This window comes from Bradyrhizobium sp. Gha, from assembly GCF_900113735.1.
GTDB lineage: Bacteria > Pseudomonadota > Alphaproteobacteria > Rhizobiales > Xanthobacteraceae > Bradyrhizobium.
Map to the genome: position 1 here is coordinate 59589 of NZ_FOQM01000007.1, position 13312 is coordinate 72900.

At 63.6% G+C, this 13312-nt stretch carries 13 protein-coding genes; 3 read left to right on the forward strand and 10 right to left on the reverse strand.

What is annotated here, in order from left to right:
• Window positions 1-98: 98 nt before the first annotated feature.
• The 3 genes from BM222_RS12065 to BM222_RS12075 form a co-directional block, all read right to left on the reverse strand.
• Window positions 99-722 (reverse strand): LysE family translocator, encoded by a 624-nt coding sequence (locus BM222_RS12065; protein ID WP_092228477.1) that lies wholly within the window; start codon window positions 720-722, stop codon window positions 99-101.
• Between the two features lie 235 nt (window positions 723-957).
• On the reverse strand, window positions 958-2016 hold the full coding sequence (locus tag BM222_RS12070; protein WP_092228478.1) for a phosphotransferase family protein: 1059 nt from the start codon (window positions 2014-2016) through the stop codon (window positions 958-960).
• Between the two features lie 137 nt (window positions 2017-2153).
• On the reverse strand, window positions 2154-3389 hold the full coding sequence (locus BM222_RS12075) for an acyl-CoA dehydrogenase family protein (protein WP_092228479.1): 1236 nt from the start codon (window positions 3387-3389) through the stop codon (window positions 2154-2156).
• A 218-nt stretch (window positions 3390-3607) separates the two neighbouring features.
• Here BM222_RS12075 and BM222_RS12080 point away from each other — a divergent pair, with 218 nt between their 5' ends.
• Window positions 3608-4270: a TetR/AcrR family transcriptional regulator gene (locus tag BM222_RS12080; protein ID WP_092228480.1), complete on the forward strand. Its 663-nt coding sequence runs from the start codon at window positions 3608-3610 to the stop codon at window positions 4268-4270.
• A 3-nt stretch (window positions 4271-4273) separates the two neighbouring features.
• Here BM222_RS12080 and BM222_RS12085 read toward each other — a convergent pair whose 3' ends face one another.
• The 7 genes from BM222_RS12085 to BM222_RS12115 all read right to left on the reverse strand — a co-directional run bounded on the left by BM222_RS12085 (window position 4274) and on the right by BM222_RS12115 (window position 11242).
• On the reverse strand, window positions 4274-4666 hold the full coding sequence (locus tag BM222_RS12085) for a RidA family protein (protein ID WP_092228481.1): 393 nt from the start codon (window positions 4664-4666) through the stop codon (window positions 4274-4276).
• Window positions 4667-4765: 99 nt separating this feature from the next.
• Window positions 4766-4981 (reverse strand): hypothetical protein, encoded by a 216-nt coding sequence (locus BM222_RS12090; RefSeq protein ID WP_092228482.1) that lies wholly within the window; start codon window positions 4979-4981, stop codon window positions 4766-4768.
• 147 nt (window positions 4982-5128) lie between these two features.
• Complete coding sequence (locus tag BM222_RS12095; RefSeq protein WP_092228483.1) at window positions 5129-6358, reverse strand: CaiB/BaiF CoA transferase family protein; 1230 nt, start codon at window positions 6356-6358, stop codon at window positions 5129-5131.
• Window positions 6359-6534: 176 nt separating this feature from the next.
• Window positions 6535-7740 (reverse strand): MFS transporter, encoded by a 1206-nt coding sequence (locus tag BM222_RS12100; RefSeq protein ID WP_092228484.1) that lies wholly within the window; start codon window positions 7738-7740, stop codon window positions 6535-6537.
• 140 nt (window positions 7741-7880) lie between these two features.
• Window positions 7881-8708, reverse strand: coding sequence for a 3-oxoadipate:acetyl-CoA acetyltransferase (locus BM222_RS12105; RefSeq protein ID WP_092228485.1), 828 nt, complete (start codon window positions 8706-8708; stop codon window positions 7881-7883).
• 117 nt (window positions 8709-8825) lie between these two features.
• On the reverse strand, window positions 8826-10223 hold the full coding sequence (locus BM222_RS12110) for an MFS transporter (protein WP_092228486.1): 1398 nt from the start codon (window positions 10221-10223) through the stop codon (window positions 8826-8828).
• A gap of 245 nt (window positions 10224-10468) precedes the next feature.
• The gene (locus tag BM222_RS12115; RefSeq protein ID WP_092228487.1) at window positions 10469-11242 is read right to left on the reverse strand and encodes an NUDIX hydrolase; all 774 of its coding nucleotides are present in this window, start codon (window positions 11240-11242) and stop codon (window positions 10469-10471) included.
• Between the two features lie 101 nt (window positions 11243-11343).
• On the opposite strand from BM222_RS12115, the gene BM222_RS12120 reads away from it, so the two are divergent.
• The gene (locus BM222_RS12120) at window positions 11344-12390 is read left to right on the forward strand and encodes an SPFH domain-containing protein (protein ID WP_092228488.1); all 1047 of its coding nucleotides are present in this window, start codon (window positions 11344-11346) and stop codon (window positions 12388-12390) included.
• Window positions 12374-13309 (forward strand): diacylglycerol kinase catalytic domain-containing protein, encoded by a 936-nt coding sequence (locus tag BM222_RS41005; protein WP_092228489.1) that lies wholly within the window; start codon window positions 12374-12376, stop codon window positions 13307-13309. Before BM222_RS12120 ends, BM222_RS41005 begins: the two co-directional genes overlap by 17 nt.
• Window positions 13310-13312: the final 3 nt, after the last annotated feature.

Sequence of the window (13312 nt, forward strand, 5' to 3'; positions counted from 1 at the left end):
GCTGCGCGACGCGCAGTCGTGGGCGTAATCCGCCACTTCTCTCGGGTTGTGTGAGCGGCGGATTACGCTACGCTAATCCGCCGTACGGGTTCGGCGCCTCATCGCTCCTGCAAGGCCAGCCGCACGCCGACGGCGCAGTAGATTGTCCCGACCACCTTGCCCTGCCACTTCACCACGGCTGGATGGCGGCGCAGCAGATTGCCAAGTCGGCCGGCACCGACTGCGAACACGATCGTGCTGACCAGGCCGAGCAGCACGAAGAGGGCCCCGAGCGTGGCGAGTTGAAGTGCAATCGAGCCGTGCTCCGGTCGGACAAACTGCGGCAGGAAGGCCAGGAAGAACAGCGCCGTTTTCGGATTGAGGACCTCCGTCAGCACAGCCTGCCGGAAGGCGCGGCCCGCGCTGATCGCAGGCGCACGGTTCAACTCGATCGGCGCCTTGTCGAGCATGGCGCGAATGCCGAGATAGATCAGGAACGCTGCGCCCGCATATTTGACGATGCTGAACAGCAGTGCCGAGGTCGCGATGATCGCCGACAGGCCTACGATGGCCATCGCGGTGTGGAAGACGTCCCCCGCAGCGATCCCCGCCCCTGTCGCGATGCCGACCCTCGTTCCGGAACTGGCCGCACGCGCCATGGTCAGCAATGTCGCTGGACCGGGAATGAAGACGAACCCGAGCACGATGAGGATATAGGTGACGAGTGTGGCGTGGTCGATCATGGTCGCGGCTCCGAAGGCGGGTAGACGTACACGGGACCCGCGCGCCTGCCCGTCATTGCGAGGAGCTCGCGACAAAATTGCGTGGCAATTTTGCGCAGACGCGACGCAGCAATCCAGACCGCCTCCGTGGAAACATTCGGGATTGCTTCGCTACGCTCGCAATGACGGAGTGTGTGGGAACAGCCGCGCGTCAAAGCAAAACAAGGCCCGGCCACCCGCCGCGCCCCTGTCTCTCCTACACCGCGCCGGCCTTCTGCGCATACTCCCACGACGCCTTCGACAGCGGCACGGTACGCTTGGCTGACTCCAGTGCCTTGGCGTTGGCGGCGGTGCCGTCGCGGACGCGGCCGGCGATTCCTTGCGTGATGCCGGCGAGGCGGAACAGATTGTAGGCGAAGTACCAGTTGAGATCGGGCACCGTCATCTTGGTGACGTTGCAATAGATTTGCGCGGCTTCCTCAACGCTCGGGATGTTGAGCGCCTTGAGGTCGGCGCCTTCGAGCCCCGGCATGATCCACTGCATCAACAGGTAGGTGAAATCGGCCATGGGATCACCGAGCGTCGACAGCTCCCAGTCGAGCACGGCCTGGACGCGCGGTTCCGTCGGATGGAAAATCATGTTGTCGAGGCGATAGTCGCCGTGGACGATCGAGACGCGCGCCTGTTCCGGCACGGTCTTGGGCAGCCATTCAGCGACCTTCTCGAACTCCGGAATGTGCTGGGTTTCGGATGCCCGATACTGCTTGGTCCAGCGGTCGATCTGGCGCGCGAAATAATTACCCGGCTTGCCAAACTCGCCAAGGCCGATCGCGTCAGGATCGTACATGTGGAGCTTCGCCAGCGTCTCGATCTTGCTGGTGAAGATTTTTCGGCGCGCATCGTTGTCCTGGCTCGGCAGCGTCGGATCCCAGAACACGCGGCCGTCTTCCATCGACATGATGTAGAAGGCCGCACCGATGATGCTGTCGTCCTGGCACAGCGCGTAGGCGTGCGCGACCGGAAAGCCCTGCTTTCCAAGGGCGGCGATGACGCGATACTCGCGATCGACCGCATGCGCCGAGGGCAGCAATTTGCCGAACGGCTTTCGGCGCATGACGTAGGAGCGCGTCGGTGTGTTCAGGCGATAGGTCGGATTGGATTGGCCGCCCTTGAACTGGAGCACGACCAGCGGGCCTGCAAAACCTTCGACGTTGTCGCGCATCCAGGCCTCGAGCCTGAGCTCGTCGAAGCGATGACGCTCCTCGACCGGCTTGGTGCCCGAGAAATCTTCGTCTTTCCTGACGCCATCAGCCACGGTGACGCTCCCTCATTTTGTTGTCCGTCATTCCGGGATGGTGCGTCAGCACCAGACCCGGAATCTCGAGATTCCGGGTTCGATGCTTTCGCATCGCCCCGGAATGACGGTGGAGAGCGCTCTAGCGCTCCTCACTCTTAATGCTTGGGAGAGTTTGCATACTTCCTAACTTCGAGCCTGGCAATGGCGCGATTGTGCACCTCGTCCGGACCGTCGGCGAGCCGCAGCGTACGGATGTGGGCGTAGTCCTTGGCGAGGCCGGCGTCGTCAGAGACGCCCGCGCCGCCGAACGCCTGGATCGCCTCGTCGATGATCTTCAGCGCCATATTTGGTGCTGCGACCTTGATCATCGCGATCTCGGCCTGCGCGGTCTTGTTGCCGACCTTGTCCATCATGTCGGCGGCCTTGAGGCAGAGCAGACGCGTCATCTCGATATTGGTGCGGGCTTCGCCGATGCGCTGCTCCCACACCGAGTGCTCGACGATCCTCTTGCCGAAGGCGGTGCGCGAGGAAAGCCGCTTCACCATCTTCTCCAGCGCTTCCTCGGCCTTGCCGATGGTGCGCATGCAGTGGTGAATGCGGCCCGGCCCGAGGCGGCCCTGCGCGATCTCGAAGCCGCGGCCCTCGCCGAGCAGGATGTTCTCCTTGGGCACGCGCACGTTCTCGAGCAGCACCTGGGCGTGGCCGTGCGGCGCGTCGTCAAAGCCGAACACTGGCAGCATCTTTTCGACCTTGATGCCTGGCGTGTCGAGCGGCACCAGGATCTGAGACTGCTGCTGATGCTTGGCGGCGTTGAAATCGGTCTTGCCCATCAGGATCGCGATCTTGCAGCGGGGATCGCCAACGCCCGACGACCACCATTTGCGGCCATTGATGACGTAGTGATCGCCGTCCCTCTCGATGCGGGTCTCGATGTTGGTGGCGTCGGAGGACGCGACCGCCGGTTCCGTCATCAGGAAGGCGGAGCGGATCTCGCCGTCCATCAACGGGCGCAACCATTTGCGCTTCTGCTCCTTGGAGCCGTAGCGGATGAACACTTCCATGTTGCCGGTGTCGGGCGCGGAGCAGTTGAACACTTCGGAGGCCCAGGTGATACGCCCCATCTCTTCCGAAAGCAGCGCGTATTCGAGATTGGTCAATCCCGCACCGCGGAATTCGTCATCCTCATGCTCGCTCGGCGGCATGAACATGTTCCAGAGGCCTTGGGCCTTCGCCTTCTTCTTGAGGTCTTCGAGAACAGGGATCACCTTCCAGCGGTCGCCACTCTTGTCCTGCTGATCATAGATCGGCACCGCCGGACGCACGTGCTTGGCCATGAAGGATTGCACGCGCTCGAGCCATTCCTTCTGCTTGGGCGACATATCGAAGTCCATGGGACGCTCCTCGTCTCTCTCTCTCTCTTTGCGATCTCGTTTGTGCCGGACTGTCCTGCCGCAATGTGCGGCTCGCAAGCGCGAATGCGCGTTTGCGGGCCTCCGGAACCGGCTCGGTCGATGCGAACGAGTTGCGATTGCGGATTGACTTTCTCCGGCCTTCAAACGATAGTTTCATACAACTGTTTGAATTGCAACTCCCTCCCTGAGGGCAATCCATGGCCAGCGATCATACGAGGTCTGCCATTCTCGCCGCCGCCGAACGGCTCTATGCCGATCGCGGCTTCGGCGACGTCACGCTGCGCGACATCGTCGCGGAGGCAAACGTCAATCTGGCTGCCGTGAATTATCATTTCGGCTCGAAGGACGAGCTGATCGCGGAATTATTCGTCACGCGCTCGATCGCGACCAACCGCGAACGCCTGCGCGAATTGAAGGCGGCGGAAGAAGCAGGCGGCGGACGCGCGCCGATCGAGGTGATCTTGCGCGCGCTGGTGGGGCCGACGCTGCGCGGCTGCCTGGGCCCCGAGAACCAGCGCTCCACCGCGGCGCGCTTCATGATCCGCGCGTCCATCGAATCCGTGCCGCCGATCCGCCGCATCAAAAACCGCGAGATTGATCACCTGCGCAAATTCGCAGGCGCCATGCGACGGGCCCTGCCCGATCGCAACGAAGTCGACATCTATTGGGGCCTGAATTTCGCACTCGCCATGGCGCACCACACCATTCGCGAGAGCGAGCGCCTGACCAAGCTGTCGGACGGCCAATGCGATCTCGACGACGTCGAGGACGTGGTCGCCCGCGTCGTCAGCGTGGCGACGATGGCGCTGACGGCGGGACGGACGGAGTCCAAGGCGTCGTCGAAGGTGGCTGCACGGTAGCGCTCACATCATCGCGATGCAGTCGATCTCGACGTCGAAGGGGCCGAACCATTCCGGCGTGCAGATGAAAATCCGCGCCGGCGGATCCACCGGGAAGTAGCGCGCATAGACCGTGTTGAATTCGGCGAAATGTTTCGTCGAGGTACAGTAGACGTTGCACTTCATGACGTTGTCGAGCGAGGCCCCAGCCGTCTGAAGGCACAGCTTCATCTGCTCCATGACGATCTCGCTCTGCCGCTCGATCGGCATTTCCGCCAGTTCGCCCGTTGCCGGATCGAATGGCGGCAGGCCAGCGACGAAGATCATGTTGCCGGCGCGCGTGACGGGCGAGGTCGGCGCCTTCCAGCGATCCAGATAAGACGAGATCGGTTCGACGCGGAGCGCTTCGCGTTTCATGGGCGGCCACCTCAGGTACGAGCGAGATTGTCGCCTGACTACATGATCATGCAGCCAGCATGCTTCGCTTCTGATCGAACTGTGGCCGCCTCAACGGGCCTAGGCCCGCTGCGGCATCTCCTCGGCCTCTTCCTTGGCGAGCAGGAGCAGCATCTCGATGCCCATGTCGCCTTCCTGCGGCGAGCGGATGAACTTGATCTCTTCGGCGCTTTGCCGCAGTGCGGCAATGATCGCCACGGCTTGGTTGGCCGTCGCCGCCTCGGTCGCCAGAATGGACTTCTGGTTCTTCGCTTGGAACCCGATGGTGTAGGACATGAACTTTCCTCCCGTACCCAACGGAAGGGATCGAATCAGAGTCGCGGGCGAAACGAAAGCCTGTGTGAGTACGGACCGGGTTTATCTGGGGATTGCGCGCAAGCCCCACGAAAGGCCGCATGAGCGTCTCACTGCCGCCGCTAAGCGCTAGATGATCCCCTGCTTCTTCAGCTCCTCGATCTTCGCCGCGTCATAGCCGAGCTGGCCGCCAAGAACTTCCTGGGTGTGCTCGCCGAGCAGCGGCGGCGCGCGGTAGGTCTTGATCGGTGTCTCCGAGAAGGTCAGCGCGTTGCGGATCAGCGACAGGTCGGGCGCGAAGGGGTGGTCGACCTTCACCCGCATGCCGCGCGACTGGACGTGCGGATCGGCGAACACCTGCTCGAAATTGTTGATCGGCCCGGACGGGACGCCGGCCTCCTCGAGCTTGTCCAGCCAGTAGGCCACCGGCTTGGTCAGGAACAGGCCGGCGAAGATCGCCATGATCTCCTTGCCGTGCACGACGCGGTCGTTGTTCTTGATGAAGCGCTTGTCGTTGGCAAGCTCCGGCTGGCCGAGCACGGCGCAGGTGCGTTGGAACTGGCCGTCATTGCCGACCACCAGCATCAGCTCGCCGTCGGTGCAGCGGAACACGCCCGCGGGCATGCCGCCATTGCCCCAGGTGCCGCGGCGCGGCGGCGTCTTACCATTGACGAGGAATATCTGCAGCCAGTGCGACAGCGAGGCAATGACGGTGTCGAACAGGCAGACGTCGATGTGCTGTCCCTGCCCGCCATTGACGTCGCGATGGTACAATGCCGAGAGCAGCCCGATCGAGGTGTTCATGCCGGTCATGTAGTCGACGATCGACGGGCCGACCTTCATCGGCCCTTCGCCGGGTTCGCCGTCGATATGACCCGTGACGCTCATCAGGCCGCCCATTGCCTGGAGAATCGCGTCGTAGCCGGCGCGCGGCGCGTAGGGGCCGGTCTGGCCGAAGCCGGTCACCGAGCAATAGATGATCTTGGGATTGATCGCCTTGATCGTCTCGTAGTCGAGGCCGTAGCGCTTGAGATCGCCGACCTTGTAGTTCTCCATGAAGACGTCGGCGTCCTTGGCCAGCTCGCGGATGATCGCCTGCCCCTCCGGCTTGGCGATGTTGACGGTGACCGACTTCTTGTTGCGGTTGGCGCAGAGATAGAACGAATTGTTGTTGTTCGCCTTGCCCTCGGGGTCGGTCAAATATGGCGGGCCGAAGGCGCGCGCGTCGTCGCCGGTACCGGGCCGCTCGATCTTGATCACGTCCGCGCCGAGATCGCCCAGCATCTGCGCCGACAAGGGCCCGGCGAGCACACGCGTGAGGTCAAGGATCTTGATGCCTGAGAGCGGCAGGGCCGACATGTCTTTCCTCCGGGGAACTGGATATTGGCGCGGCGGCGAGATCGCGGGCCGCGCTCCCTGCGGATACACCATTTTGCGGCGCCGAGCCCTGCGCGCTGGACATACGGCCACCCCTGCCTCGCAGCGGAGGTCGCCCGCAATGCCCAATTCCGCGTTGCGAATATTACCAGATGACCTCAGGTCGGGGCTGCCACAGCCAATTGCGGACGCCTCCGCCCTAGCAAAACCAGGATCAGCACCGTCGCGCAGGAAATGACCAGCGTCAGGCCAAGCGCGCCGCGGCTGCCGAACTGAGTGAGCAGGCCTGCCAGAAGCGGGGGCGAGATTGCGGAGGCCAGATTGAGCGGCAATGCGATCATCGACATCGCCTTGGCGAATTCGGCCTGGTCGTAGAAGACGAGCGGAATCGTCGCCCGCGCCACAGCCATCGCGCCGCTGCCGGCGCCGTAGAGCAGGATGAAGGTCGCAACCGCCCAGGTCGCACCCTCGCTCAGCATCAAGAGCACCATGGCGATGGGAAGTGCGGTGCCAGCGACCAACCCCGTGGTGATGCCGTCCCATCGCCCGCCGCCCAGGAAGTCAAGGCCGCGCGCGCTGACCTGGATCACGCCCAGCATCGATCCGAACGCGAGCGCCTGCGCCGGCGCGAGGCCTTCCGCCCTCAGCAACTCGAGCAAAATGGCACCGATGCCGAAATTGACGAAGGCGTTCATCGTGATCACGCAGACAACGAGACCGAAGGTACTTTTCGGAATCGCAGGCGGCGGCGCAGCCTCGGCGGCCTCGCCACGATCGTCGGTCACAATTTTCCGGCGCGGCGCGACAAACGCATAAAGCGGAAGGTTGATGGCGAGCATCATCGCGGCATAGACCAGACAGGTGCCGCGCCAGCCGAGCCAATCGCTGAGAAACGACGTGGTCGGCCAGAAGATGCTGCTGGAGAGACCCGTCACCAACATCAGGCCGCCGATGGCATTCTTGGCGCCGCGTCCGGCGACCTCGTTCAGCATGATGTAGGCACCGGTCGACAGCGTCGCGCTGCCGCCCATGCCGAGAAAGGTCCAGCCGGCGAAATAGAGCAGCGGCTCACGCGCGAAAGACAGAACGACGTAGCCCGGCACCGACACGACGGTGCCCACCATCATCACCTCGCGTGCGCCGTGCCGCGCAAAGGTCTTGGCGAGCCAGGGTGCGCACAGGCCCATCGTGACATAAAGGACCGAGCTGCCCGCGAACACCGCCGACAGGCTCATGCCGAGATCGGCTCCGAGATCGCGGCCGACCACGGCCGGAAGGCCGATCGTTCCCCATCCGATGAGCTGGGTGATTGCAAGCACCAGCAGGACCCCGATCAGCCTGCTGTCGGATTTCAAGAACCGCATTCCAGTCGTCGCCTGCCCGGCAGGCGTCGATTACGCCTGTGAGCCCCGTCTTACCCGGAGACTCCGCCCACGGGAACGCCGGCCGCCGAATGGCAGAAGTCAGCCGGGAGCATGTCAGGTCAGGCGCGGGATGATCGTCCCTACCCCGCGATCCCGAGCAGGGATCGGGCTTCGGCCGCAGTCGCCACGCGCCGGCCGTGGCGCGTGACAGCTTCACAGGCGATGCTCACGAGTTCCGCATTGCTGCGGGCCAGGCGCGTCTTGTCGACCCTGATGTTGTCCTCGAGCCCGGTGCGGACCGCGTCGGCGCCGCGCGCCAGGGCCCAGCCCATCACCTCGGCCTGATGGCGTCCGATCCCGGCCGCGGTCCAGGTCGCTTTCGGGATCAGGCGTCTCAGCTCTGCCAGCAGGATGTCGAGCACATGCTCGTCGGCCGGCATCGCGTTCTTGACCCCCATGACGAATTGTACGTGCGGCCGCGCGTCCATCAACCCCGCTTCGATCAACCGACGGGCGCCATGAAGATGCGACAGATCGAAGATCTCGATTTCCGGACGGACGCCATTCGCCTTCATGCCGGTGGCGAGAGTCTCGACCAGGGCGGCGCTGTTCTCATAGACGATGGTCGGGAAGTTCACCGAGCCCGTGGAGAGCGAGGCCATGTCGGGCTTCAAATAGAGCGAGGATCCGCGCGCCGAAGGATCGCGGCCGCGGCCTCCGGTCGAGAACTGCACGATCATCCCGGGACAATGCTTCCTGACGCCCTCCTGCACCAAGGCAAAGCGCTCCGGGTCTGAGGACGGCGTTTCGTCGTCATTGCGAACGTGGATATGCGCAAGCGTGGCACCGGCCTCGAAGGCCTGGTGCGTCGATTCGATCTGCTCCGCCGGCAAGATCGGCACTGCGGGATTGTCCTTCTTGCGCGGAACGGAGCCGGTGATTGCGACGGCAACGACAGCGGGATTCATCCTGCTAACCTCATCATGATCGCGCTCACGCGCAAAACTTCAATCGACGGTGAGTCCATACCACGAAGAGCTCGCCGCTGCGAACATCATCCGTCGCAGCGGCGTTACCTTCAAGCGTCAGGTCCGAAGGGCGGCAGCACTGTGCTCCGCGTCTTCGCGCCGACGATCGTAGTCGGCCCGGGCCATCGGCACGGCTTTGGGATTACCGAGATCGTCGATGCTGATCCGATAAGTCTCCCGGGCCGTGAGGGCCGCCAGCGCCGCGATGACAGTGATGCCGAAAGCGATCGCCCCCACCGTCACGGGAATGTTGGCCGAGCCCGGAGGGGCCACGCTTGCAAACAGCGCCGGAAGCAACGCAGTAATGGTCGTTCCGATGTTCTGCGAGATCGCCATCGCCGACACGCGGGTGCGTGTCGGAAACAGTTCCGGATAGAAGCTCGGAAAGATCGCGTTGTAGCCCTGATAGACGACGCCCCACATCAAAAGCGAGATCACGATCGCGAGCGGCACGTTCTTGATGCTGATGGCGTAGAGATAGAAGAAGGCGAGCACGCCCGAGAGCAGCGCACCCACGATGATCGGAGGCTTGCGACCGACCTTGTCCGAGAGATTGCCGACGAAGGGAATGACGAACACGGCGACCATGTTGCCGAGCACGGGGATCCACAGATAGACGTCCTTGGCAAAGCCGACGCCGTAGGCCGGCTGGACCGCGTAGGCCGCGCCAAAGATGGTCGCAACGACAGGAATGACGTTCATCAGCGCCATGCAGATGACGCGGAGCATGTCGCGCCAGCTCAGCTTGATTGCCTGGACAATCGGCGCCTGCGGCTTATCTCCCCGTTCGCCCTCGCGATCAAAAGCGGGGGTTTCGTGGACTTCGCGACGAATGATGTAGCCTGCGACGATGACGAAGAAGCTGAGCAGGAACGGAATCCGCCAACCCCAACTGTTGAAGGCCTCCGTCGGCATATAGGCCGCCAGCGGCAGGAACACCGCAGCTGCCAGAATTTGTCCGGCCTGCACGCCCTGAAGGGCGAAGCTTGCGTAGAAACCGCGCCGACCGAACGGTGCGTGCTCCAGGATCATCGAGCTTGCGCCGGAGATTTCGCCGGCCACGGCAAAGCCCTGCACCAGGCGCAGGAGGACAAGCAGAATCGGCGCCAGGATGCCGACCTGCTGATAGGTCGGCAGGATCCCGACCGCCATGGTCGAGATGCCCATCAAGAACATGCAGACGAGGAGAACCGTCTTGCGGCCGTGGGTGTCGCCCCAATGACCGAGCACGAAGGCCCCGATCGGCCGCGCAACATAGCCGACGCCATAGGTCGCAAGCGATGCGACGATCGCAACTGTGGGATTGTCGGACGGGAAGAATATCTGCGGGAAGACCAGCGACGCCGCAGTCGCGTAGATGAAGAAGTCATAATATTCGAGAGCCGACCCGATCCAGCCGCTTGCAGCAGCCTTCCGGGACTGACTCATGTCATGGATCGCGCGCGTGGTAGCCATAGAAAAGTTCCTCCCGATCTGTTCGCTCGTTGTCGTCCCGTCGGCGGGCTTCGTTGGACAATTTGGCAGCAATCCCCGGGCGCTCCTGCGGTGCTCCGCGAACGCTGGCATTGCCGGTCGGTGTCTTGAGTGAGTACTACAATAGGCATTCGCCGGGCTAACACAATTACCCAGTTATGCGATAAACCTAACATGATGTTATGAGGCCGAACCGCCATCCAAGCTGCTGACCGACGCCGCGGAATTCATTCCGGCGGATTGAACGTCCGGACGAAATACACGGGATCCCGGCCCTTCCTGAGGCGATAGAGCTGCGCCGGCCGGTTCGGGCCACGCCGCATGTTGGCCACCGGCTCGATCATGTCGGCCGACAGGATCCGGGTCCGGAAGGCGCTCTTCTCCAGCGGACGATCGAGCACGATCTCGTAGACACGCTGCAAATCCGGCAGCGTGAATTCCGCCGGCATGAGGTAGGCGGGCAGCGACGTATACTCCACCTTGTTGCGCAGCCGCTGGATCGCGCTGGCCAGGATCTCGCCATGGTCGAAAGCGAGCTTCTCCTTGAACCCGGCGCCGATCGGACACCAACGCGCATCCGACGTGAGCACGCTCGCGTCGGGGGGGATGAGCGCGAAATAAGCGTGCGTCGCCGACCAGCCGCGCGGATCGCGCGTCGCACTTCCCCAGCTGCCGAGCTGCTCCAGGTAAGGGCTGCTGACGCCGCTCTTCTCCTTCAGCTTGCGCGCCGCACAAGCCGCAAGATCGCGGTCCTTCGCGACATCGACGAAGCCGCCCGGCAGTGCCAGGCTCAGCGGAAACGGTTCATCCTCTCCGGCCGGGCGCTGCACCAGCAACACCTGCAGCCTGTCGTCGAGAATCGCAAAAATCACGACGTCGACCGTGGTCAGCGGCCGCGGGAAGTCCAGATGTCCCGACTTTCCAAGCCCTTGTCCAGACCCTTGTCCAGACCCTTGTCCAGACCCTTGTCCAGACCCTTGGGTCCGATCCTTGCCCCGCATTGGTCACCTCCCCTGTTCGGGCTTGACAGTAGCATACTTAGTTGTACAGTCCAACTTATTTAGTTGCTCAGACCAACTTATATCAATCCCTGGAGACAGCCATGTTCGGCATCCGATTCATCAAGGCCCAGCCCACCACGCATTTGATGAAGTACCGCGCCGGCTCGGTGGTGGCCGAGGGTACCGGCCTCTCGGCGCTCTACTACGCGCCGGTGACCACGCTCGTCGCCGTGCCGGTCGGCAGCCGCGATGCCTCCTTCATCTTGCAGCAGATCGCGCGCGACTTTCAGACGCTGACCGTGCAAGGCCACGTCACCTATCGCGTCAGCGAACCGAGGAAGGCGGCCTCGATGCTCAATTTCACCCTGAAGTCCGACGGCAAGACCTATGAGACCGACGATCCCGAGAAGCTGCCGGAGCGCATTCTCGGCGCGGTCGAGGTGCTCGCGCAGCAGGCGATCAAGGAGCTGACGTTGAAGGATGCGCTGCAGGCCTCCGACCGCATCGCCGACATCATCGCAAGTGGCTTGCGGGCACGCGCCGACATCGAAGCCCTCGGCCTCGAAATCCTCGGCGTGTCGATCCGCGCCGTCAAGCCGACGCCTGATACCGCCAAGGCGCTGGAAGCACAGGCGCGCGAAGCGATTTTGAAGAATGCGGACGAGGCGATCTTCGCGCGGCGCAATTTCGCCGTCGAGCAGGAGCGCGCCATTCGCGAGAGCGAGCTCGACACCGAGATCGCAGTCGAGCAGAAGAAGCGCTCGATCCGCGAAACTCAGATGGATGCCGAGGCGAGCGTCGCCGCCAAGCGCAACGAGCTGCGTCAATCCGGCATGGCCGCGGACATCGTGCTGGAAGGCAAGCGCAAGGACTTCGTCGGCCTCAATGCCGAGAACACCCGCACGCTGGCCGATGCCGAGGCCTATCGGGTCGGCGCGCTGATGAAGATCTTCGAGGGCGTCGACACCCGCGTGATCCAGGCGCTCACAGCCGCCGGCATGCAGCCGGGCCAGTTGATCGCGCAAGCATTCACCGGCATCGCCGAAAAGGCCGAGAAGATCGGCCAGCTCAACGTCTCGCCCGATCTGCTCAGCCAGCTGCTGGAGAAGCCGAAGCCGACGGAGGCCGCCAATGCCCGCCGCCAATGACCGCAAGATCGTGCTGGTGACGCGCAAGACCAGGCTGGAAGACCTGGCCGCGCGTTACCTGACGGTGGCGCAGGCACGCTTCTATGTCGAGCATCTCGGTGCCGACTTCTCCGACTACGAGCGCGAGCACGAGGTCTATCAGGCGCAGAGGCATGCGACACTGCAGGTGCTGGAGCAGTGGGGCCGCTATCAGGTGATCGAGCGCGGCTTCCTGGCCAACTTCATCTTCGCGCCCGATGACATCGTGGTCGCGCTGGGCCAGGACGGCGTCGTCGCCAACACGATGAAATATCTCGACGACCATCCGCTTGTCGGCCTCAACCCGGACCCCGCGCGCTACGACGGCATCCTGCTTCCTTTCGCACCGCGCGATCTCGCAAAGCTGCTGCCGGAGGTCGCCGCTGACAAGCGCAGGAGTCAGGCCGTGACGATGGCGGAAGCGCGGCTCAGCGACGGCCAGGTGCTGCACGCCGTGAACGACCTCTTCATCGGCGCCCGCACGCATGTCTCGGCGATCTACGAGATCGCCGCCGGCGGGACGACGGAGCGGCAATCCTCGAGCGGGCTGATCGTCTCGACCGGGCTCGGATCGACCGCATGGTTCAAGAGCATCGTCACCGGCTCGCTTGCGATCGCCGGCAGTTTTGGCCAGCCTCCGCCGCTGGGCGGCTACGATGCCTTGCCTTGGGACGCGCGCGAACTGCGCTTCGCCGTGCGCGAGCCCTTTCCGAGCCGCAACTCCCAGGCCAATCTGGTCTGCGGCCGCCTCGCGTCCGAGGAGCAGCTGCGCATCCGCTCGCTGATGGCGGAGAATGGCGTCATCTTCAGCGACGGCGTCGAAGCCGACCGCCTCGATTTCAACGCCGGCGCCGAGGTCACGATCGGAATTGCCAGGCGGCGCGGCCGGCTGATCGTTTGACCC